The sequence below is a fragment of the Rhodobacteraceae bacterium M385 genome (assembly GCA_025141835.1).
GTDB lineage: Bacteria > Pseudomonadota > Alphaproteobacteria > Rhodobacterales > Rhodobacteraceae > Gymnodinialimonas.
In genome coordinates this window covers 444,032-465,922 of sequence record CP081102.1, presented here as the reverse complement: position 1 = coordinate 465,922, position 21,891 = coordinate 444,032, and the positions used below count along the sequence as shown (strand labels likewise).

Below are 21,891 nucleotides of genomic sequence, written 5' to 3'. Positions count from 1 at the left end.
GTCTTCCCTAGATATGGCCCTCTTAGGGTCTCCGGTCCAGATCACGGAAGCGATCTAATGCCGCAACATCGGAATCCGCCTCGATTGCCATCATCACCGCATGAAGATGTTCTGCGTCGCGCACGTCCATATCTATCAGCAATCGGAAGAAATCTGGCTTTCGGTCGATGAAATGCAGGTCCGAGATATTGGCATTCTGCTCACCGATCAAAGTGCACAGACGCCCCAAAACCCCGATCCCATTGGACAGTGTTACCTCGGCTGTGACGTTATGAACCGGGGCGTGGCGGCCTTCGGTCCAGTGCAGATCAATCCACCGCTCCGATTGGTCCATCAAAGGTTCCAACGCCGGGCAGTCGATGGCGTGAACAATCGGCCCCTTACCGTGATAGGTGATGCCGACGATGCGCTCTCCGGGGATTGGTTGGCAGCATTGCGCGCGCAAGGTGCGGGCGCCGGGCGGCAGGCCGATCACCGCGCGGGTGCTTGCGACAGCGGCCCCTTCATCGGTATTAGCAAGCTCTGGGTACAGTTCGGCCACCACTTGCCGTGCGCTTAACTCAGCAGAACCAATGCGGGCCAGCACTTCGTCTGCGTCGGTCAAAAGCAGCGCCTTGGCCGCCGTCGCCAGTGCCTTGTCGGTGGCCTTCTTGCCGACCTGTTCAAAAGCCACACGGGCCAGTTCCCGACCCAGTTTGATATACCGATCCCGGTCCACTTCGCGCAGAGATTTACGGATTGCAGCCTTGGCGCGTCCCGTTGTGGCGATGTCGATCCATGTGGCCTGCGGCGTCTGCCCCTCGGCCGTGATAATGTCGATGGACTGGCCATTCTTCAGGCGCGTCCACAAAGGCACCCGCAGCCCGTCCACCTTCGCGCCGACACAGGAATGCCCGATCCGCGTGTGAATCGAATAGGCGAAATCAATCGGCGTGGCCCCGCGCGGCAACTTCACCACATCGCCCTTGGGGGTGAAGCAGAACACTTGGTCAGAGTACATTTCCAACTTCACGTGTTCCAAAAACTCATCGTGGTCTTCGGCGTTCTCAAACCGCTCGTTCAAAGATTCCAGCCATTTGGCCGGGTCCACCGCAAAGGGGTTCTGCGCCCGCACGCCGTCGCGGTAGGCCCAATGGGCGGCAACGCCCGCTTCGGCCACTTCGTGCATCTGGCGGGTGCGGATTTGCACCTCGACCCGCTTACCATCGCGCCCCGACACCGTAGTGTGGATCGAGCGGTAGCCGTTCGATTTTGGCTGACTGATGTAATCCTTGAACCGACCCGGCACCGACTTCCACCGCTGATGGATCGCGCCGACGGTACGGTAGCAATCGTCCTCCGACTGGGTGATGACACGAAAGCCGTAGATGTCGGACAGCCGCGAAAACGCCAGCTTCTTGTCCTGCATCTTGCGCCAGATCGAATAGGGCTTCTTCGCCCGCCCATAGACCTGCGCCTTGATCCCGTGTTTTTCCAGCACGGCTTCGATATCGTCGGTGATCTTCGGGATCACATCGCCCGATTCCCGTTGCAGCGTGATAAAGCGGCGTAGGATCGAGGATCGAGCTTCAGGGTTCACCACCCGGAAAGAGAGGTCCTCCAGCTCTTCCCGCATCCAATGCATACCCATCCGCCCCGCAAGCGGCGCGTAGATATCCATCGTTTCTTGCGCTTTCTGGCGCTGCTTTTCGGGGCGCATATGGCGGATTGTGCGCATGTTGTGCAGGCGGTCGGCCAGCTTCACCAGAATAACGCGCAGGTCCTTGGACATCGCCATGAACAACTTGCGGAAGTTCTCGGCCTGCTTGCTTTCCCGGTTGCTCAACTGAAGGTTAGTCAGCTTGGTGACACCGTCGATCAGCTCGGCGATTTCAGGGCCGAACCGGTCCGAGACCTCTTTGTAGGTCGATCGTGTGTCTTCAATCGTGTCGTGAAGAAGCGCCGTGACGATGGTGGCATCGTCCAACTGTTGTTCTGTCAGAAGGGCGGCGACGGCCACGGGATGGGTGAAGTAAGGCTCACCAGAATGGCGCGTTTGGCCATCGTGGGCCTGCGCGCCATAGTCAAAGGCGTCACGGATCAACGCCTCGTTCACTTTGGGATTGTAAGCACGGACCAGGCTCAGCAGATCTTCGACGTCGATTGCGTCATCCGCGCCCGAGGACGCAGTGGTATCTGCTGAGAGCCCGGTCTCCGCCTTCACTTCTGGCCTTGCGCTTCCATGAGGGCACGCAGCATCTGCTCTTCGCTCATGTCGTCGGTCGCCGGGCGATCTTGCTCAACACCTTGCAGAAGCGCCATGGCGTCTTCTTCAGGCTCATCGACTTCGATCTGAGTCTGATGGCTTTCGATCAGACGCTCACGCAGGTCGGCAGAGCTTTGGGTTTCTTCCGCGATTTCGCGCAGGGAAACAACGGGGTTCTTGTCGTTGTCGCGATCAATGGTCAACGGATCGCCCGAGGCGATCTCACGGGCACGGTGGGATGCAAGCATCACCAATTCGAACCGGTTCGGGACCTTATCAACGCAATCTTCAACCGTGACGCGGGCCATGGGGCACTCCAGAGACTAGAAACCATAAGGGGTTAAAGGCGCTACATAAGCACGGATAGGCTTATTGACAACCGGATTCGCCATTGTTCGACCTGCTAGGCGGCCGAAGCACCGATGCGGACGATCTGTGACAGCTCTGCCGTAGGGCGGGCCGCCAGCATATCAGCCACTGAAAGACCGGTGGCAGGGTCGACCCATTCCGGCGCCACATCAGCCAGCGGCACCAGCACAAAGCCACGCTCTGCAAGGCGCGGATGCGGCAAGATCAGCTGATCCGGCACCACCTTCGCTGCTTCCTCGGGCGACAGGTTGGCCCATTCCGCCCGCGTGGCAGCACTGGGCAAAATCGCATCATCCAACCCGATAAGGTCCAAATCCATCACCCGTGCCTCCCACCGATTGGCACGGGTGCGCCCGAACTCTGCCTCGACATCATGGAGAAGCGCCAGCAAGCTCTCAGCAGTATCGTGCCACTCGATCCGCATCGCAGCGTTCACGAACTGCGGGCCGGACCCCGCCGGGAATGCCGGTGTGTGATAAAGGTCGCTGAAGACGGCGGCGGCATCAATGCGGTCCGCAAGCCGCGCCATCGCCGCAGGAACGCTCGTTTCCGGCGGCATTTCGCCAGTAGACAAGTTCGCCCCAAGCGCGATCAAGCCTGTCCCTGCGTCATTTATGTACTTCATTCCTTGATCCTGTCACATTGCCATTACATATAGACAAGCTACGCATCGGCTGTCCCGGGGTACTTCCGGAATTTTAAGGCAGTTGGTGTACTACACTCACTCACGGGCATTGGATACTCCATGTTTTATCGAGACGAACGTCTTGCGCTGTTTATCGACGGCTCCAACCTTTACGCGGCTGCCAAATCGCTCGGGTTTGATATTGACTACAAGCTTCTGCGGTCAGAATTCATGCAGCGCGGGAAGCTGTTGCGTGCGAACTACTACACAGCCCTTCTGGAGAATGATGACTACTCTCCCATCCGCCCATTGGTGGATTGGCTGCACTACAACGGTTTCAACATGATCACGAAGCCCGCGAAGGAATTCACCGATAGCCAAGGCCGCCGTAAGGTCAAAGGTAACATGGATATCGAGCTGGCCGTCGATGCGATGGAAGCCGCGCCCCATGTGGATCATATCGTGATTTTCTCGGGCGACGGCGATTTCCGGCCATTGGTCGAAGCATTGCAGCGCAAAGGGTGCCGGGTGTCAGTGGTCTCTACGATCCGCAGCCAGCCGCCGATGATTGCCGATGATCTGCGCCGTCAGTGCGACAATTTCATCGAGCTTTTCGATCTGAAAGACGCCATTGGTCGTCCGGCCCGCGAACCGCGCCCTGAAGCTTTTGAGGCCGAGCAAGAAACGGTCGAATAGACCGCTTCACACCACTTCAGACTGCTCGATCGGTTGGGCCCAAGGGCCCAACTTTCCTCGCCGCAACAAGGCGACCTAGATCACCCGCAAGCCCAGTTGCGCCAACAAATCAGCAGCCTGCCCCTTCGAGATTACCGCCCCCTTCAACCGCCGCGCGTCTGTCAGAGACACGCCGCCAAGATCGGCACCGCGCAGGTCTGCGTTCTCGAACCCACAATCCACCAGCTGCGCGTCACGCAAGGAACAGGCCTCGAACTCTGCCCCGCGAAAATCGCAGGAGGTCAGCGACGCCTCGGTAAAATCCACCTGCCTCAGCACCATCTTTCGGAACGAGACCTTGGAAATCACCGCCAAGTTCAGCAGCACCTCTTCCAGTTCCCAGCCGATGGCACGCACGTCCGACAGGTTAACGCCCGTCATCTTGCAACCGACCACGCGGGCCGATGTCACCGTCGCCCCTCGCAGGTCAGCGTTGCTGAAATCACCGCCGTTAATCTCGGCCTCTTGCAGGTTGGCACTCAGGAACGTCGCACCCGCCGCGCGGCAGGCGGTGAACCGCGTGCCTTCCAGCATCGCGCCGTTGAACGACGCGCCGATCAGGGTGCAGCGGTCAAACTGCCACCCCGACAGGTCCAGATCAGACAGATCAACGCCGTCCAGGGCGCAGGCCTTCGCGGAAACGGGCTCTCCTGCATCACAGGCCCGCGCCACATCGGCACGGGTAAGGGCCACGCCCTCCATAGCGCTTAAACTGCCCCAGTATATTCACCACGGGCCGGGTAGCTTTTCTCGATCGCGAAATCGACGGCGCCCAGAAGCTCGCGGAAATGAGGACGCACGAAGGGCATCGTCTGCACCGACATGTAATAAAGCGTATTGTCAGGGTTAATCAGGAACAGACCGGGTTCCGAGAATAGCGCAGGTTCCTCGATCCCGATGGAGGTTTTGCCCCGAGAGGTCGAGATATAGAGCCCCCATTCACGGGCTTTTTCCAACGTCAGATCATAGCCAAACCGCAGGTTCTCGGCCCCGATCTTGGTCTTCATCTCGGCGGCGCGTTCCTCGCCATCGCTGGAAATCGCGATGGAGCCGACACCACGGGCGGCGAACTCTCCGACCAGCTTTTCGAATTCCTCAAGGTATTTGGCGCACAACGGGCAGTGCAGGCCCCGGTAGAAACACACGACAGTGCCACGGGGGCTGGCTTCCGCGCTCAGATCGAAGGTGCCGCCTCCGACAAGGGGAAGCGACAGAGCGGGAACGGTTTGACGAGGGATCAGCATTGGGGGCACTCCTAATTGGGGTCCCGCGCACCCAAACACGCCCGCCCGCGCGGCACCATCCCTTTACGACATTGCTGGCACCCCTTACCTAATGTCTCACAGGAGACCCGCACCATGACCAAGCCCCCTCTCACGATATATCTCGCCGCCCCGCGCGGCTTTTGCGCTGGCGTGGACCGCGCCATCAAAATCGTGGAAATGGCACTGACGAAATGGGGGGCGCCTGTCTATGTGCGCCACGAGATTGTGCACAACAAATACGTGGTCGATGACCTGAAAGCCAAAGGCGCGGTGTTTGTGGAGGAACTGTCCGATTGCCCCGATGACCGCCCGGTTATCTTCTCGGCCCACGGTGTGCCCAAATCAGTGCCGCAAGCGGCAGCGGCGCGGGAAATGATCTACGTGGATGCCACCTGCCCCCTGGTCTCCAAGGTGCATATCGAGGCGCAGCGCCACGCCGACAACGGCCTTCAAATGATCATGATCGGCCATGAGGGCCACCCCGAAACCATCGGCACCATGGGCCAACTGCCCGAAGGCGAAGTGCTGCTTGTGGAAACCGTGGAAGACGTGGCCAAGGTCGCCGTGCGTGACCCGCTAAAACTGGCTTTCGTGACGCAGACGACCCTGTCCGTTGATGACACGACTGATATCGTTGCGGCGCTGAACGCGCGTTTCCCGGCCATCGTCGGCCCCCACAAGGAAGACATCTGCTACGCCACCACCAACCGCCAGGAAGCGGTGAAAGCCATGGCCCCCAAGGCCGAGGCGATGCTGGTGGTGGGCGCGCCGAACTCGTCCAACTCCAAACGGTTGGTGGAGGTCGGCTCTCGGGCCGGGTGCGCCTATAGCCAATTGGTGCAACGGGCCGCGGATATTGATTGGCGGGCCTTGGGCGACATCAAAACGCTGGGGATCACGGCAGGGGCCTCGGCCCCAGAGGTGCTGATCGAGGAAGTCATTCAAGCCTTTGAAGATCGCTTCGACGTCACACGGGAACTGGTGGAAACTGCCGTGGAGAACGTCGAATTCAAAGTGCCCCGCGTGTTGCGCGAACCAGCCTAACCCACCGCGGCAATTGAAAAGGGCCGCAGCTTTCGCATGCGGCCCCTCCCGTTCTGTATCAGTCGCGCTTAGTGCGTGAACTTCTTGATCTCGCCCGACTTCAGACGTGCGCTGTAGGACTGCAACTCGGCCTTCACGACCTTCATCAGGAAGTAGAGGCAGAAGATGTTGACCACAGCCATCGCGAAGATCGCCGCATCCGAGAAGTCGATGACCGGGCCAAGGCTGGCCGCCGCACCGATGACAATGAAGATGCAGAAGATGACCTTGAAGATCAGCTCTGTCGTCTTGCCTTCGCCAAACAGATACGTCCAAGCCTTCAACCCGTAGTACGACCACGAGATCATGGTGGAGAACGCGAACAAGATCACTGCAATCGCCAACACGAAGGGGAACCAGCTGATCGCGGACCCGAAGGCTGCCGACGTCAGGGCAACACCGCCTGTGTCACCTACTGTGGCGATGGCGGAACCCGCCTCGTTCAGCATGTAGGTGCCGGTGGCCTCATCAATGATCAGCTGTTGGCTGATGATGATGACCAGCGCCGTCATCGTACAGATGACAACCGTGTCGATCAGCGGCTCCAGCAGGGAAACGAACCCTTCTGTGATTGGCTCTTTGGTTTTCACCGCCGAGTGCGCAATCGCCGCAGAACCAACGCCCGCTTCGTTCGAGAACGCCGCCCGTTTGAAGCCCTGGATCAACGCACCAACCATGCCGCCTGCAACGCCGAGGCCCGTGAAGGCACCCGCGAAGATCTGGCCGAAGGCCCAACCGATCATGTTGTAGTTCACGATCAACACGATGATCGCCGCGCCAACGTAAAGGATACCCATGAAAGGGACGATCTTTTCCGTGACCCGCGCGATGGATTTGATCCCGCCCACGATGACTGCAAACACCACGGCCGCGAAGATGACACCGGTGATCCAGCCGGGGAATTCGCCGGTGATCTGGGTGATCTGCGCATGGGCTTGGTTGGCTTGGAACATGTTACCGCCACCAAGAGCGCCAAGGATACAGAAGATCGAGAACAGTACCGCAAGGATCTTACCACCCGGCAGACCCAACTCGCTGAAACCCTTAGAGATGTAGTACATCGGGCCACCGGAAACGGTGCCGTCAGGGTATTCGTTGCGATACTTCACACCCAACGTACATTCGGTGAACTTCGATGCCATCCCCAGAAGACCCGCAAGGATCATCCAGAAGGTGGCCCCCGGCCCGCCGATGCCAACTGCCACAGCGACACCAGCGATGTTGCCAAGGCCAACCGTGCCCGAAAGCGCCGTTGCCAAAGCTTGGAAGTGGCTGACCTCGCCCGCGTCATCAGGGTCCGAATAATCGCCCTTCACCAAGCCAATGGCATGGCCGAAGAAGCGAAACTGAACGGCGGCGAAGTAGATGGTGAAAACCGTCGCACCGATCACCAGCCACATCACGATCCAAGGGAAGTTGGTGCCGGGGATCGACATGAAGATGAAGTTTACAAACCAGCCCGTCGCGCCGGCAAATGCCGCGTTGACGCGCTCATCCAAGGAAACGGCTGCTTCTTGAGCGACCGCTGGCATCGACACGGCCATATAGGTCGCGATTGCCATCAAAACTGAATAGATCTTTTTCATGTTGCCTGCTCCTTATGCGACGACTGTGACGGGAACGCGGGCGTTCATCACAAGGTTTGCGGTAGAGCTGCCAAACAGCCGAGACGTCAGGCCACCGGCACTGGAACGGGCGACAACGATCTGCGTCGCACCTTCCTTGTGGGCAATCTTATCGAGGGTATCGGCGACATCCCCGTGACGCACGATCGCGCGGGCGTCGAGACCCGCCGCCTTGAGAGAGGCAACCGCAGGATCCACCACACGCTCCATTGCGACGGAAATCTCTTCCTCGCGGCGCTTATGGCGTTGCGCATTTTCTTCCGCAGTCTGGAAGGAAAACGGCGACCATTCGATGACGTAGACGACGATTAGCTCGCAAGTCTCGCTTTTCGCCGCGACGGATTTGGCAAAGTCCAGGGCTTTCTCCCCAGAGCTTTGACCATCAAGTCCGATCACTAGTTTCATACTTCGTCCCCATGTTTTATTGGCCCACGGCTGATGCTGTCCCCAACCAACGCGCCTTTTCGGTGCCTATTTTTTAGGCTGCCTAAAGGTAAGCTAGCGAACACAAAGCCACCGGTCTACGCGTTTTTCTAGAAGAACCACGTCTTCGCTAAGCTTCGGTTAACCAATTTTCCGTAGCATCCACCTTGCCGCGTCGTGCCGGGCGGAGCGGAAAACACCCCGATAATGGCCTTGCCGCGCGCCCCGCCTCGGCCCATCCTTTGTCTATGGCTATCCTCAGCAACGCGCCCCCCACCACCTCGGAGTTCAACGCCCTGCGCTGCTCCTGCGGCTGGTCCGAGATCGACCCAACCTGCGCCGCGCAAGCGCTGGACAACAGCCTGCTGCACGCGACGCTGCGCGAGGATGGAAAGACCATCGCCATGGGGCGGGTCGTGGGTGACGGAGTGATGTATTTCTACCTTCAAGATATCGTTGTTGCGCCCGATCATCGGGGCAAGGGCCACGGGCGCACCATCGTGGACCGCCTTATGGCCGACCTCGCGCCTTTGCTGCGGCCCGGTTGTACCGTGGGGCTGATGGCCGCCCATGGGGTTGAGCCGCTGTATGAGGCGGCGGGCTTCACTGCGCGTCCCAACGATACCCTTGGCGCGGGGATGACGATCTTTCCCTAACCACTGCACTTACCGCCCCCTCCGCTCCCCTTGGACCTTCCCCATGCCCACTGCGTTTGACCCCGAACAGGTTCTATCCCGCCCCCTGATGGCCAACCTCGCGACGGTCACGGCGTTAGGCGAACCGCGTAACGCGCCGGTCTGGTTTGCTTGGGAAAGCGCCGCGCTTTGGATGCTGTCTGATGTGTCCTCCAGCAGTGCGGAACGGATCGCGGCCAACCCCAATGTCGCTGTTGAGATCGTGGATTATGACAACACCGCAGGTGTCCTGCGCCACCTCGGGATGCGGGGTCGCGCAACGGTAGAGCCGATGAACCCCGCCCTATTCCGCAGGCTGTTGCGCCGGTATCTTGGGGCAGACGAGACCCAAAACCCTTGGTTCATCCAGAACATCGCCCGCGTCGATGACCCCGATGGACGCCTGATTAGGTTGGTGCCGAGTTCCGTTTTCACCAACGACGTCAGCTATTTTCGCACCGGCCCAGAGCTCGCGTCATTGCCGCGCGAAAGCATCCCGCCTGACAACAACAGTTGAAACTTGGACCCGCATAAGGTTCCCCTGACCTCCATGAGCGACGATCAAACCATCTCTGTCTATCAGACTCGTGCCGCGGGCTATGCCGATTTAGGCATCACCCCGACCCAAGCCACCGCGCTGCAAGTGTTCTCGGCTGCATTGCCGTCCAAGGCCCATATCCTCGACCTTGGATGCGGCCCCGGCCTGCATGCCCGCGCCCTGATGGACCTTGGTCACAGCGTTGATGCCATCGACGCAACGCAGGCCTTCGTGGACGCCGCGCAATCCATCGGCGTAGCGGCAAGGCTGGCAACCTTCGACGATATCACCGCCCACAACGCTTATGACGGCATCTGGGCCAGCTTCAGCCTGCTCCATGCCGCACGCGCTGACGTGCCCCGCTATCTGGCGGCCCTAGCCCATGCCCTCAGCCCCGGCGGCACCTTCTTTCTGGGCATGAAGACCGGCAGCGGAGAGAGCCGCGATGCCATCGGACGGCATTATTGCTATTTCACGGCGGAAGAACTGGAGAGGATGCTAACCGACCTTGGCTTGACCATCACCCACCGTGTAGACGACGCGGAAGCTGGCTTTGCTGGCACCGTTGATCCCTACACTCTTCTCCACGCGAAAGCCCCCCACAATGCCTGACCTAATCGCCTATACCGACGGAGCATGCTCTGGAAATCCCGGCCCCGGCGGTTGGGGCGCGCTGATGCGGGCCAAAGAGGGCGACACGATCCTGAAAGAGCGTGAGTTGAAGGGCGGAGAGGCAGATACCACCAACAACCGCATGGAGCTTCTGGCCGCGATTTCCGCGCTAGAGGCGCTGGAGCGTCCCTCCACCCTGACCGTCGTGACCGACAGTGCCTATGTGAAAAACGGCATCACCGGCTGGATGCACGGCTGGAAACGCAACGGCTGGAAGACGGCGACAAAAAAGCCGGTGAAGAATGTGGACCTCTGGCAGCGGTTGGACGAAGCACAGGCCCGTCACAACGTGACATGGGAATGGATCAAGGGCCACGCGGGCCATGAGGGGAACGAGAAGGCTGATGAACTGGCCCGGGCGGGCATGGCCCCGTTCAAGAAATCCAAGCGAGGCTGAATGGCTGTTACCTTGTCGCTCGACTACACCTCGGCGCTGATCTTTGCGCTATCCGGCGCTCTGGCCGCGTCTCGGGCGCAGCTGGATATCGTCGGGTTCATCTTTTTTGCCGCACTGACGGCGGTGGGCGGCGGCACCCTGCGGGACCTGCTTTTGGACCGCGACCCCGTCTTCTGGATCGCCGACGCAACCCCGCTCGCCATCGCCATGGCGGCGGCGGTGCTGGTGTTTTTCACCGCTCACCTGATGGAATCTCGCCTGAAATGGCTGATCTGGCTGGACGCGGGCGCCTTCGCGATTGCGGTCGCCGCAGGTGTCGCCGTGGCGCGGGAGGCCGGGGTCAGCACCGGCGTTGTGCTGGTCATGGGCGTGGCCACCGGTACCTTCGGCGGTTTGATGCGCGACGTGGTCGCCAACGAAGTGCCCCTGGTGCTGAAACAGGGGGAGCTCTACGTTACCGCAGCCTTCGCGGGGGCCGCCGCATCGCTTCTGGGGGCGCACTTCATCACTTCAGAGACGCCCTGGCCCACGGTGATCTGCGTTGCCGTCACCTTCGGCCTCCGCGCGGGTTCTCTGCTGTTCGGCTGGAGCCTACCGGTTTACAAAAGCACGCCACCCCGAGCGTGAAAGGCGCATCGTTTAGGGCAGAAAAGGCGAGGCTTCGCAGATCCTGCGACTTCCATTTCGTCCTGCGGCCTGTAGCGGTCGTTTACGCAGACGCGCTGCGAACGGTAGCTGGACCTAGGTGCTTCGGTTACGCCATAGGTCCGCTATGCCGGCGCAGACTGGAGCGTAATCCCTGGCGCGTGAAGGCCCAAAGGAGAGGCGGTGAAGATCTCGAAACCATCCGATGTCACGCCAATCGAATGCTCGAATTGCGCCGAAAGGGACTTGTCCCGCGTCACCGCCGTCCAATCGTCCGCCAACATTTTCACGTCTCCACGCCCAAGATTGATCATTGGCTCCACTGTGAAGATCATGCCTTCGCGCAATTCCACACCTTCCCCGGCTCTGCCGAAATTCAGAATATTGGGCGAATCGTGGAAGACCTGCCCAATGCCGTGACCGCAGAAGTCGCGGACCACGGAGCAGCGTTCGGAATGTGCGTAGCTCTGGATCGCGTGGCCGATATCCCCAAGCCGCGCTCCCGGGCGGACAGCCCTGATCCCCCGCATCATCGCTTCATGCGCAATCCGGATCAGCCGCTCTGATGCCCGTTTGGGCTTGCCAACCGCGTACATCCGGCTGGAATCGCCGTACCACCCGTCAAAGATCAGCGTGACGTCGACGTTGACGATATCCCCGTCGCGCAGCTTTTTCTCGTTCGGAAAGCCGTGACAGACAACGTGATTAACTGATGTGCAGCAGGCATATTCGTAGCCCTTGTAACCAAGGGTCGCGGGTGTCGCATCATGGGATGCCGCGAAGTCCAACACGTAGGTATTGATGTCCGACAACGCAGTGCCGTGGCGGATAAGATCGGCTACGCCGTCCAGACAGGCAGCGGTCAGCGCGCCTGCGCGGCGCATTCCGATAAAGGCGTCTGGTCCATAGAGCTTGATGCTTTCGGTCCGGCGCGCATCTTTGGCGGCGGAGGCTACCGGTACATTGATGTAGCTGTCCATCTCGCCTTCATTCCCTATACTGGTGCCTATTCATCTACCATACGATTCGTATACGATTCGTATACACTTCATACATATCGCAAGGAGACGCTTCAATGGGGATCGTAAAAATCGGTGACGGGCTGCACGAGGATATCCGTAAAGCCAGCACGGTTATGTGCCGGTCCATCAACGCGCAGGCAGAGTTCTGGATAAAGCTCGGTATGCTTGCCGAAACAAACCCAAGCTTGACCTTCAACGAGATTGTCGCTCAACAGCTCAAAGAAGCCGATGTGAAGCTACCAAAAGTCGAAGCGGCATAGGCACACCTAGGCGCAGGCGCGGCGAATGCTCTTTTCGTCCGCATCGCTGCCATCAATGTCGCGACAAGCGCTCGTCTGCTTCTCGCTCGGTAGGGTGGCGCGAACGATGAGTCGAGGCCTTAGTCAAACGTCCCTGTCACACGGCCCAGTAGCATAAAGGCGCGGGCGGTGCGGGTGTCGGCCAGATGAGCGATTTCTTCGTCGCTGGCGTTCTTCTCAAACTCCATGAACGTGCGGTCGAAGTGGCGCAGGAAGTGGTGGACAGCATCGCGGAACACCGGATCTTTGCGCATCCGCCCCGCCGCCAGAACAAGGGAAGAACGGTCGTGAATGCCCCCCAAGGCCGCAATCGGGCGCCCCCGTTCGCCCTTGGCAAAGCGCCGCCAAACCTCGGATTTGGAGCGGTCGGGGCGCAGGTCATCCATGTAGATACCATCTTGCGACAGCAGCGTGAGAACGTCTTGCGAGGCGCGGATCAACCGTTCGGTCGAGCGGTCTTCAAGCGCCCGGCGCAGGGTGCGGAAACCCTCTTTATCATGCTCATTCTCGGGGAAATTCAGCGCCTTGATGAAATCCGCGACCGAGATGGGCTCCACCACCGCTTCCTGTACGAACGCAAGGGCGGGTTGTGGTTGCGCTGCGTCCACCTCGGGCAAAACCGGGGGCACCGCGGCACGGACTTCAGCAGGCTCCACGGCGCGCAATGATGTGAACGTTGCCAGCTTGGTATCGGCGGCCTGCTGCGCTGCCACCAAATCGTCCAGCTTCTGCACCAGATCAGGCTTCATCTCCATCGACTGGCGCTGCTGTTGCTCCACATAGGCCGCCCGCATCGCGTCGATGGAGGCCTGCAACCTTGCCGCCTCTTGCCGCAAGGCCCGTGCCGTTCGGGCCGCCATCGCGGCAACCCAGATCAGCGCCAGAGGCAAGATCACCGCCAAGATCGACAGTAGTGTCGATAGACCGCCGCCCGTGGCCTCTTCCTCAGATGAACCGAAACCAAAGAAAACCACCGCGCCGATCCACACCACGGAAACGCCAATGGCGACCATCTCGATAGCAGTGATCCTTGGCCCCACGTCGGCACGCGCATACAGCCCAAGGTCCAACGCCGTCGGGGTGGCCCTTGGGTCGGGAATGCGTTCTTGCGTCGGATCAGAGGAAGACGACATCGTCTGTGTTCACCCCGGAATGTTGACGGTCATCGCGGGCACGATTGCCCCGATGTCAGACATAGGAAATCTTGACGATTTCAAAGCTCTTGGCCCCACCGGGCGTGCGCACTTCAACGCTATCGCCCTCCTCCTTGCCAATCAAGGCGCGGGCGATGGGGGATTTGATGTTCAGCAAGCCGTTTTCAATATCGGCCTCTGCTTCACCCACAATCATATAGGTCTTTTCTTCGTCGGTTTCTTCGTCGACCAAATCAACCGTCGCGCCGAACTTGATCGCGCCCGATAATGTCGATGGATCAATCACCTGCGCCAGTGAAATCGAGCCCTCAAGCTCTTTGATCCGGCCCTCGATGAACGACTGTTTCTCCTTCGCGGAATGATATTCCGCGTTCTCCGACAGGTCCCCATGCTCTCGCGCTTCCGCGATTGCCTTGATGATGGCAGGGCGCTCAATACTCTTGAGCTGCTTGAGTTCACCGTTCATGGCCTCAAGGCCCTTCGGTGTCATTGGGATCTTTTCCATCGGTCAGTGCCTTAAGAGATCAGGAGCAAACGAAACCCGGCAAAACGCGGAGGCGATGCCGGGATTGGGTTGAGGTTAGGCGCGAAACCGCGCCGGATCAACTGGGATTGCAGAGGCTCGGCTTAGAACGTTCCGCTGATGCCAATTTCGGCAGTCCCCGAGACGGAAATCCCCGGCTGGTGTGCTGCCCTTTCAGGCCGCTCTGGCTCTCCGTCCACACCACAGGCGGTCAGGGCAAGGACGGCTAGAATAACAACGTAACGCATCGGGTCTCTCCTTGGATGGCAGTAGTCTCCGCCGATTTCGCGCCCCTGTCCAGCGACGCGGTCCCGGGCGCGGGACCCATCGGCAAGCCTGCGCCGAAAGACGTGACGCCTAGCCTAAAATGCCCCGCCAGCGGGCCACCTGTTCACGCACCCGCACGGGCGACGTGCCGCCGTAAGACACCCGCGACGCGACCGAATTATGGACGCCCAGCACATCGAAGACGGCCGGCGTAATATCCCCGTGCACCGATTGCATGTCCTCAAGGGTCAGATCAGGCAGATCGCAGCCTTTGTCTTCTGCCAGCTTCACCAGTGAACCGGTCACGTGATGGGCCTCCCGGAACGGCATGTCCAACGCCCTGACCAACCAATCGGCAAGGTCCGTCGCGGTTGAAAAGCCCGACGATGCGGCGGCCTCAAGCGAGGGCACATTGGCCTGCATATCGCGCACCATGCCTTCCATCGCCGCAAGAGCCAACATCAGGTTATCGGCGGCGTCAAATGTCTGCTCTTTATCTTCCTGCATGTCCTTGGAATAGGTCAGCGGAAGCCCCTTCATCACCGTCATCAGGGCGACATTGGCCCCAAAGATGCGCCCGATCTTGGCCCGGATCAGCTCGGCCGCGTCAGGGTTCTTTTTCTGCGGCATGATCGACGACCCGGTCGAGAACCTGTCCGACAGGGCCACAAACCGGAACTGTGCAGAGGACCAGATCACCAATTCCTCCGCGAACCGCGACAGATGCATCGCGCAGATCGACGCCGCCCCCAAGAACTCCAACGCGAAATCCCGGTCCGCCACCGCATCCAAGGAATTCGCGGCAGGGCGATCAAAGCCCAGCGCCTCTGCGGTCATTTCCCGGTCGATGGGGAATGACGTCCCCGCCAGTGCCGCGGCCCCCAGCGGCGATTCGTTCATGCGCGCGCGCGCATCGCGAAACCGCGAGGCATCGCGGCCCAGCATCTCTACGTAAGCCATCATGTGGTGGCCCCAGGTGACAGGCTGCGCCGTTTGCAAATGTGTGAAACCGGGCATGACCCACTCGGCCCCTGCCTCAGCTTGGCCCAACAATGCCCGCTGCAACGCCTCAACCCCGGCAATCGCGGCGTCCAACTGGTCACGCACCCATAGCTTAAAATCAGTAGCAACTTGGTCGTTTCGTGACCGCGCCGTGTGCAGACGGCCTGCGGCGGGGCCCACAATCTCGGTCAGGCGCGACTCCACATTCATATGAATGTCCTCCAGCGCTGCCGAATAAGCAAAAGTTCCGCCCTCGATCTCTGACAAGACCGTGAGCAGCCCTTCCCGGATCACGTCAACGTCGCTACCCTCAACAATGCCTGTGGCCGCCAACATGGCGGCATGGGCACGGGAACCTTCGATATCCTGACGCGCCATGCGCTGGTCATACGAGATCGAGGCATTGATCGCCTCCATGATCGCATCGGGTCCAGCCGCAAAACGGCCGCCCCACATGGTGTTGGCCTTGGACGTATCGTTGGAGGAACCCGTATCGCTCATATCTGTCTGCCCTGTCTTCAGAGGAACCGAAATGGTCCGCAAAACCCTAGTTACCGCCGCATACATCGCCGCAAGCCTATGCGCAAATGCCGCAATCGCCCAAGATCTGTCTGATCTGCAAGTGGGCGACATGCGCGGACTGGTGATCCATGCCGAACCGGTCCCCGCTTCCGAGCAGCCTTTCGTGCAGGAAGATGGGTCTGAAACCACGCTCGCCACCTATTCTGGACAGGTCGTCCTCCTGAACTTTTGGGCCACATGGTGCGCGCCCTGCCGGGAAGAAATGCCTTCGCTCCAAAGCCTCCAAAACACCATGGGCGGCGAGGATTTTCAGGTCGTCACCCTTGCCACGGGCCGTAATCCTCCACCCGCCATCCGTCGCTTCTTTGAAGAGATCGGCGTAACGTCCCTTCCGCAAAACCGCGACATCAACCAGCAAATCGCCCGCGAAATGGGGATTTTCGGCCTGCCCATCACCGTCGTCCTCGACCGCAACGGTCAGGAAATCGCCCGCCTTCGTGGCGATGCCGATTGGGCCTCCCCCGAGGCGATCACTCTTCTAGAGGCCCTCTCCGCGCGCGAGAGCTAATACCAACGACCGCGCCGCTCCCTTCTTCATCTTGGCAAATACACCTCCGGGGGACATGCGCCCCTTGGGGTGCATGGGGGGCAGAGCCCCCAAACGAATAACCTTGGGCAGAGCCCCCAAGTAAACAGTCTCGGGCAGAACCCTACATTAAATACCAAACAACTTCCCCGTCACGCCCCCAACCTTAACGGGCCAGCGCCGCGACCTCTTCGTGCCTTGGGCAGCCCACCAAATGATCGTTCACCACGCCCGTCGCTTCCAGCCACGCATATACAATCGTCGGCCCGCAGAACTTGAACCCCGCCTTCTTCAAATCCTTTGACATCTTGGCGCTCATATCGGTGGCAGGCGGCACTTCCGCCATCGTGGTAAAAGCGTTTCTCAACGGCACGCCATCCACGTAATCCCAGATAAAACGGTCAAACCCGCCTTTCTCTTCCATGTCGATCCAGGCCCTTGCATTGGTGATCGTCGCCTCAATCTTGCCGCGGTGCCTCACGATCCCCGCATTGCCCAACAACCGTTGCACATCGGCCTCTCCCCACTGGGCAATTACTTCTGGATCAAACCCTTCAAATGCCTCCCGAAAGGCGTCCCGCTTGCGCAGGATGGTGATCCAGGCCAAGCCCGCCTGAAACCCGTCCAGCACCAACTTTTCCCACAACGCGCGGCTGTCGTATTCGGGCACACCCCACTCGGTGTCGTGATAGGCCACGTATAACGGATCCGTGCCGCACCAATCGCAGCGACCCTCAGCCTGCGCGTCCCTCTCACTTGCCATTTCCCTAATCCCTCGCATTTGACGCAAACACCGTCTTTCATCCTTCTTTAAAGGTCTTCCGTGCATCAACCCCCAAACATACGCGCGATCGGAGTGGGTGATGGAAAACAAGGCCGGTGAACTTATCGAACCAGGAACCGCAAGCCCCTTGGATGCCGCCATCTCTCAACGGGATCGCGGGACCCTCGCCATGGTGCAACAGGCCCTGACCCGTGGGGATTCCCGCCTCGCCTATCAGCCGATTGTCCGCTCCGATGGCCAAGGCGTCGCCTTCTACGAAGGGCTCATTCGCATCCTCGATGAGACAGGTCGTGTGATCCCGGCCCGGGATTTCATGGGCGCGGTGGAAGATACTGACATCGGACGCCAGATCGACTGTGCCGCGTTGCAACACGGCCTTCAGGCGCTCCATGCCAATCCCGGCCTTCGCCTGTCGATCAACATGTCCGCCCGCTCTGTGGGCTACCCCCGGTGGATGCAAATCCTTCGGGCCTGCCTGCGTGATACCCCCACTGTTGTCGAACGCCTGATCCTCGAGATCACCGAAAGCTCCGTCATGATCATGCCGGAAATCGTCGCTATCTTTATGGAAGACCTGCAAGACAAAGGCATCACCTTCGCCCTTGATGACTTCGGCGCCGGCTACACCGCGTTCCGGCACTTCAAAACCTTCTATTTCGACATCCTGAAAATTGACGGCCAGTTCACCCGCAACATCGCCGAGGATGCCGATAACCAAGTCCTGTCCGAGGCTCTGATCGGCCTTGCCCGCCACTTCGACATGCTCGTCGTGTCAGAATCGGTCGAAACCCCGGAAGAGGCGCAATGGCTCGTTTCCGCCGGCGTCGATTGCCTTCAAGGCTACTACTACGGCGCTCCCTCCATGACCCTTCCCGAAATCGACAATGATCGCGTCATGCGCAGCGCTTAATTCACGCCCCGTTCTTTCCCTAAGGGCAAGATCACTCCTTTACATCGCCTGAGACACCGTGTCCGTTGATTAAAGCCGCCGCCACACTTTAAGACGCGGCCGACAACACACGCCGCACCGACCACCCCAATTCGGGGCTCGGATGCGCTCAGGAAAGGACTTACCATGACCAATGTCGTCATCGCCTCCGCCGCCCGTACGCCGGTTGGCAGCTTCCTCGGCTCCTTCGCAAACACCGCCGCCCACGACCTCGGCAAAACCGTGATCGAAGCCGTTGTTGAACGCGCTGGCATCGACAAAGCCGATGTCTCCGAGACGATCCTTGGCCAAGTCCTCACCGCCGCCCAAGGCCAGAACCCGGCCCGCCAAGCGCATATCAACGCAGGCCTTCCGCAAGAATCCGCGGCTTGGAGCATCAACCAGGTCTGCGGCTCCGGCCTGCGCGCCGTGGCCCTTGGCGCTCAGCACATCATGCTCGGCGATGCCTCCGTTGTGATCGCCGGCGGCCAGGAAAACATGTCCATGTCCCCCCATGCCGCCATGCTGCGTGCGGGCCAGAAAATGGGCGACATGAAGTATATCGACACGATGATCCGCGACGGTCTGTGGGATGCCTTCAACGGCTATCACATGGGCCAAACCGCCGAAAACGTCGCCGAGAAATGGCAGATTTCGCGGGAGATGCAGGACGAATTCGCCGTTGCCTCTCAGAATAAGGCCGAAGCCGCGCAGAAAGCCGGTAAGTTCGCCGATGAGATCACGTCCGTGATCGTGCCCAACCGCAAGGGCGACATCACCGTCGATCAAGACGAATACATCCGCCACGGCGCGACAATGGAAGCAATGCAGAAACTGCGCCCCGCTTTCACCAAAGACGGCTCCGTCACTGCGGCAAACGCTTCCGGCCTGAACGACGGCGCGGCCGCTACGCTGCTGATGTCCGCCGAGAACGCAGAGAAGCGCGGTATCCAGCCCCTCGCCCGCATCGCTTCCTACGCGACCGCTGGCCTTGACCCGTCGATCATGGGCGTCGGCCCAATCTACGCCTCTCGCAAGGCGCTGGAAAAAGCCGGTTGGTCCGTGGACGACCTCGACCTTGTCGAAGCGAACGAGGCGTTTGCCGCCCAAGCCTGCGCCGTGAACAAGGACATGGGCTGGGATCCCAGCATCGTAAACGTCAACGGCGGCGCGATTGCCATCGGCCACCCCATCGGCGCTTCCGGTTGCCGCGTCCTGAACACGCTGCTGTTTGAAATGCAGCGCCGTGACGCGAAAAAAGGCATCGCCACGCTCTGCATCGGCGGCGGCATGGGCGTTGCCCTCTGCGTCGAGCGCGACTGATCCAACACCACCGCAAGAGCTGCACGCAATAAAGTTGCGCGCAGCTTTTTTATTTGCAACAAAGTTATACAAATCAGGAGGAGAGACATAATGGGACGAGTCGCACTGGTCACCGGCGGAAGCCGCGGCATTGGCGAAGCCATTTCCAAGGCCCTGCAAGCGGACGGCTACACCGTCGCCGCCACCTACGCAGGCAACGATGAAGCTGCCGCGAAATTCACGGCTGAAACCGGCATCAAGACCTACAAATGGAACGTCGCCGACTACGACAGCTCCAAAGCAGGCATTGAGCAGGTCGAAGCCGACCTCGGCCCCATCGAAGTCGTTGTCGCCAACGCCGGTATTACCCGCGATGCGCCGTTCCACAAAATGACACCGCAACAGTGGAACGAGGTGATCGACACCAACCTCACCGGCGTCTTCAACACCGTCCACCCAATCTGGCCCGGCATGCGCGAACGCAAATTCGGCCGTGTTATCGTGATCTCCTCGATCAACGGCCAGAAGGGCCAGTTCGCTCAAACCAACTACGCCGCCACCAAAGCCGGCGACCTGGGTATCGTGAAGTCCCTCGCCCAAGAAGGCGCCCGCGCTGGCATCACCGCCAACGCCATCTGCCCCGGGTACATCGCCACCGAAATGGTCATGGCGATCCCCGAAAAAGTGCGCGACAGCATCGTCGCCGGCATTCCTGCGGGCCGCTTGGGTGAGCCTGAAGAAATCGCCCGCTGCGTCTGCTTCCTCGCCTCCGACGACAGCGGCTTCATCAACGGCTCCACCATTTCGGCCAACGGCGCTCAATTCTTCGTCTAAACGCCGACACCAAGACCCCGAAGGCCCCTGCCACCCGCGCTGGGGCTTTTTTTATGGGCGCGCCCGCTCCTTCATCTTGGCCAATACAACTCAAAGCCGCACTCTCCTCCCCACATCCCTATCGGCTCTATCCCTCCCCGCTCGCCGCGGCTAAACCACTTCCATGACACGTACCCGCGCCACCGCCATCGGCTTCATCGCCGTCCTGCTCTGGGCCCTTCTCGCCCTGTTCACCATTGGCTCCGCCCCCGTCCCCCCCTTCCTCCTCAACGCACTGACCTTCACCATCGGTGGCACAATCGGCCTCATCTGGGTTACCGTCACCAAGGGCTGGCCAAAGCTTCGCTCCGTCCCCCTGCGGGTCTATATCTTCGGCACGATTGGCCTCTTCGGCTACCACGCGCTCTACTTCAGCGCCCTGCGCCTTGCCCCCCCGGCCGAGGCGAGCCTCATCGCATATCTCTGGCCTCTGTTTATCGTGCTCTTCTCAGGCCTCTTACCCGGTGAGCGGATCGGCCCCCTCCACATCATCGGCGCGCTTATCGCCTTCGCCGGTGCCGCGTTGATCGTCGCACCAGGGGCCGATGGCTTCTCAGGCGGCATCGGCCTCGCCCTCGCCGGGCTCTGTGCGCTGACGTGGTCCGGCTATTCGGTGCTATCGCGCAAATTGGGGGACATGCCGACCCAGACCGTCGCCATCTTCTGTGTCGCCACAGCCATACTCTCAGTGCCCGCGCATCTTGCGCTGGAAACAACGATCTGGCCCGAGGGCATGATCGGATGGGCCTCGGTCGTGGCACTGGGCCTCGGTCCCGTGGGGCTGGCGTTTTATGTGTGGGATTTGGGGGTCAAAGCCGGGGACATCCAACTACTTGGTGTGGCCAGCTATGCGGCACCGCTTCTTTCGACGCTGGTGCTTATCGTTGTGGGCGTCGCTCAGGCATCGCCCACCTTGATCTTATCTGCCGCCCTCATCGCGGGCGGGGCGGGCCTTGCGGCCCTCGGCTCTGCCGTGGTTCAGCGCAGAGCGCAGAGGTAACCGTTCACGCGCGCCCGGTCTTGGGCGTGGTTGGTTTGAACCTGGAAGAGGGACTGGCGCACAAGCGCGCGGAATTCCGAAAAGAACATTTTAAGTGACCTTCGCACTAGAGTTGAGTTTTTAATCTGCCCGCTAATTAGGCAATCTGCGAACAAAACCCCAATGCCAATTCGGAATGCCTGTTAACCGGCTACTGCAACGCTCGCCTTCGTGGCGGGGCGGCGGCGGAACAGAGAGGCGATCAGACGCGCCATTTCACGGCTACGCTCTGCGCGGGCTTGGTTGATCAGTTTCTGCATTTCGGGTTCGGCTAGATCGTGGAACATGTGGACA

General features: G+C 60.2%; 27 protein-coding genes. 13 read left to right on the top strand and 14 right to left on the bottom strand.

What is annotated here, in order from left to right:
* Positions 1-22 precede the first annotated feature (22 nt).
* The 3 genes from K3728_02300 to folK all read right to left on the bottom strand — a co-directional run bounded on the left by K3728_02300 (position 23) and on the right by folK (position 3,239).
* Positions 23-2,143, bottom strand: a complete 2,121-nt coding sequence (locus K3728_02300; protein ID UWQ97414.1) for a bifunctional (p)ppGpp synthetase/guanosine-3',5'-bis(diphosphate) 3'-pyrophosphohydrolase — start codon at positions 2,141-2,143, stop codon at positions 23-25.
* A gap of 56 nt (positions 2,144-2,199) precedes the next feature.
* The gene (gene rpoZ / locus K3728_02295; protein UWQ96098.1) at positions 2,200-2,553 is read right to left on the bottom strand and encodes a DNA-directed RNA polymerase subunit omega; all 354 of its coding nucleotides are present in this window, start codon (positions 2,551-2,553) and stop codon (positions 2,200-2,202) included.
* Positions 2,554-2,648: 95 nt separating this feature from the next.
* Positions 2,649-3,239: a 2-amino-4-hydroxy-6-hydroxymethyldihydropteridine diphosphokinase gene (gene folK / locus K3728_02290; GenBank protein UWQ96097.1), complete on the bottom strand. Its 591-nt coding sequence runs from the start codon at positions 3,237-3,239 to the stop codon at positions 2,649-2,651.
* Between the two features lie 120 nt (positions 3,240-3,359).
* Between folK and K3728_02285 the strand changes: the two genes are divergently transcribed.
* Entirely contained in the window at positions 3,360-3,935 is a 576-nt protein-coding gene (locus tag K3728_02285) for an NYN domain-containing protein (GenBank protein ID UWQ96096.1), read from the top strand.
* A 75-nt stretch (positions 3,936-4,010) separates the two neighbouring features.
* On the opposite strand, the gene K3728_02280 is transcribed toward K3728_02285, so the two are convergent.
* Both K3728_02280 and K3728_02275 read right to left on the bottom strand, forming a co-directional pair.
* The gene (locus K3728_02280; protein ID UWQ96095.1) at positions 4,011-4,676 is read right to left on the bottom strand and encodes a pentapeptide repeat-containing protein; all 666 of its coding nucleotides are present in this window, start codon (positions 4,674-4,676) and stop codon (positions 4,011-4,013) included.
* Between the two features lie 5 nt (positions 4,677-4,681).
* Positions 4,682-5,218: an AhpC/TSA family protein gene (locus K3728_02275; protein ID UWQ96094.1), complete on the bottom strand. Its 537-nt coding sequence runs from the start codon at positions 5,216-5,218 to the stop codon at positions 4,682-4,684.
* Positions 5,219-5,332: 114 nt separating this feature from the next.
* Here K3728_02275 and ispH point away from each other — a divergent pair, with 114 nt between their 5' ends.
* Entirely contained in the window at positions 5,333-6,283 is a 951-nt protein-coding gene (gene ispH, locus K3728_02270) for a 4-hydroxy-3-methylbut-2-enyl diphosphate reductase (protein UWQ96093.1), read from the top strand.
* A gap of 68 nt (positions 6,284-6,351) precedes the next feature.
* On the opposite strand, the gene K3728_02265 is transcribed toward ispH, so the two are convergent.
* Positions 6,352-7,908 (bottom strand): alanine:cation symporter family protein, encoded by a 1,557-nt coding sequence (locus K3728_02265; protein UWQ96092.1) that lies wholly within the window; start codon positions 7,906-7,908, stop codon positions 6,352-6,354.
* Between the two features lie 12 nt (positions 7,909-7,920).
* Positions 7,921-8,352, bottom strand: coding sequence for a universal stress protein (locus K3728_02260; GenBank protein UWQ96091.1), 432 nt, complete (start codon positions 8,350-8,352; stop codon positions 7,921-7,923).
* 266 nt (positions 8,353-8,618) lie between these two features.
* On the opposite strand from K3728_02260, the gene K3728_02255 reads away from it, so the two are divergent.
* From K3728_02255 to K3728_02235, 5 genes are read left to right on the top strand one after another with little or no spacing between them, the layout of a single operon-like run.
* A complete protein-coding gene (locus K3728_02255) occupies positions 8,619-9,026 on the top strand; it encodes a GNAT family N-acetyltransferase (protein UWQ96090.1) in 408 nt (135 codons plus the stop codon).
* Between the two features lie 43 nt (positions 9,027-9,069).
* Positions 9,070-9,561, top strand: a complete 492-nt coding sequence (locus tag K3728_02250; protein ID UWQ96089.1) for a pyridoxamine 5'-phosphate oxidase family protein — start codon at positions 9,070-9,072, stop codon at positions 9,559-9,561.
* A gap of 33 nt (positions 9,562-9,594) precedes the next feature.
* Positions 9,595-10,194 (top strand): class I SAM-dependent methyltransferase, encoded by a 600-nt coding sequence (locus tag K3728_02245; protein UWQ96088.1) that lies wholly within the window; start codon positions 9,595-9,597, stop codon positions 10,192-10,194.
* Entirely contained in the window at positions 10,187-10,651 is a 465-nt protein-coding gene (gene rnhA, locus K3728_02240; protein UWQ96087.1) for a ribonuclease HI, read from the top strand. Before K3728_02245 ends, rnhA begins: the two co-directional genes overlap by 8 nt.
* Positions 10,652-11,278: a trimeric intracellular cation channel family protein gene (locus tag K3728_02235; protein UWQ96086.1), complete on the top strand. Its 627-nt coding sequence runs from the start codon at positions 10,652-10,654 to the stop codon at positions 11,276-11,278.
* A 143-nt stretch (positions 11,279-11,421) separates the two neighbouring features.
* On the opposite strand, the gene map is transcribed toward K3728_02235, so the two are convergent.
* Entirely contained in the window at positions 11,422-12,276 is an 855-nt protein-coding gene (map, locus tag K3728_02230) for a type I methionyl aminopeptidase (GenBank protein UWQ96085.1), read from the bottom strand.
* Between the two features lie 95 nt (positions 12,277-12,371).
* Here map and K3728_02225 point away from each other — a divergent pair, with 95 nt between their 5' ends.
* On the top strand, positions 12,372-12,578 hold the full coding sequence (locus K3728_02225) for a ParD-like family protein (protein UWQ96084.1): 207 nt from the start codon (positions 12,372-12,374) through the stop codon (positions 12,576-12,578).
* A 119-nt stretch (positions 12,579-12,697) separates the two neighbouring features.
* Here the strand turns inward: K3728_02225 and K3728_02220 are convergent, their stop codons facing one another.
* From K3728_02220 to argH, 4 genes are all read right to left on the bottom strand, one after another.
* On the bottom strand, positions 12,698-13,750 hold the full coding sequence (locus K3728_02220; GenBank protein ID UWQ96083.1) for a hypothetical protein: 1,053 nt from the start codon (positions 13,748-13,750) through the stop codon (positions 12,698-12,700).
* 55 nt (positions 13,751-13,805) lie between these two features.
* Positions 13,806-14,276, bottom strand: a complete 471-nt coding sequence (greA, locus tag K3728_02215) for a transcription elongation factor GreA (GenBank protein ID UWQ96082.1) — start codon at positions 14,274-14,276, stop codon at positions 13,806-13,808.
* Between the two features lie 122 nt (positions 14,277-14,398).
* A complete protein-coding gene (locus K3728_02210; protein UWQ96081.1) occupies positions 14,399-14,542 on the bottom strand; it encodes a hypothetical protein in 144 nt (47 codons plus the stop codon).
* A gap of 109 nt (positions 14,543-14,651) precedes the next feature.
* Positions 14,652-16,064, bottom strand: a complete 1,413-nt coding sequence (gene argH / locus K3728_02205) for an argininosuccinate lyase (GenBank protein ID UWQ96080.1) — start codon at positions 16,062-16,064, stop codon at positions 14,652-14,654.
* Here argH and K3728_02200 point away from each other — a divergent pair.
* A complete protein-coding gene (locus K3728_02200; GenBank protein ID UWQ96079.1) occupies positions 15,979-16,653 on the top strand; it encodes a TlpA family protein disulfide reductase in 675 nt (224 codons plus the stop codon). The two genes, argH and K3728_02200, sit on opposite strands and share 86 nt — an antisense overlap.
* Before the next feature lie 184 nt (positions 16,654-16,837).
* Here K3728_02200 and K3728_02195 read toward each other — a convergent pair whose 3' ends face one another.
* On the bottom strand, positions 16,838-17,434 hold the full coding sequence (locus tag K3728_02195) for a DNA-3-methyladenine glycosylase I (protein UWQ96078.1): 597 nt from the start codon (positions 17,432-17,434) through the stop codon (positions 16,838-16,840).
* A 100-nt stretch (positions 17,435-17,534) separates the two neighbouring features.
* On the opposite strand from K3728_02195, the gene K3728_02190 reads away from it, so the two are divergent.
* The 4 genes from K3728_02190 (at position 17,535) to K3728_02175 (ending at position 21,558) form a co-directional block, all read left to right on the top strand.
* Positions 17,535-18,365: an EAL domain-containing protein gene (locus K3728_02190; GenBank protein UWQ96077.1), complete on the top strand. Its 831-nt coding sequence runs from the start codon at positions 17,535-17,537 to the stop codon at positions 18,363-18,365.
* Between the two features lie 165 nt (positions 18,366-18,530).
* Positions 18,531-19,706 (top strand): acetyl-CoA C-acetyltransferase, encoded by a 1,176-nt coding sequence (locus K3728_02185; protein ID UWQ96076.1) that lies wholly within the window; start codon positions 18,531-18,533, stop codon positions 19,704-19,706.
* A 90-nt stretch (positions 19,707-19,796) separates the two neighbouring features.
* Positions 19,797-20,519 carry an acetoacetyl-CoA reductase gene (gene phbB, locus K3728_02180; GenBank protein UWQ96075.1) on the top strand — a complete coding sequence of 241 codons (723 nt, stop codon included), beginning with the start codon at positions 19,797-19,799 and terminating at the stop codon, positions 20,517-20,519.
* A 163-nt stretch (positions 20,520-20,682) separates the two neighbouring features.
* A complete protein-coding gene (locus tag K3728_02175; protein UWQ96074.1) occupies positions 20,683-21,558 on the top strand; it encodes an EamA family transporter in 876 nt (291 codons plus the stop codon).
* A 182-nt stretch (positions 21,559-21,740) separates the two neighbouring features.
* Here K3728_02175 and K3728_02170 read toward each other — a convergent pair whose 3' ends face one another.
* Positions 21,741-21,884 carry a hypothetical protein gene (locus tag K3728_02170; protein ID UWQ96073.1) on the bottom strand — a complete coding sequence of 48 codons (144 nt, stop codon included), beginning with the start codon at positions 21,882-21,884 and terminating at the stop codon, positions 21,741-21,743.
* Between the last annotated feature and the right edge of the window lie 7 nt (positions 21,885-21,891).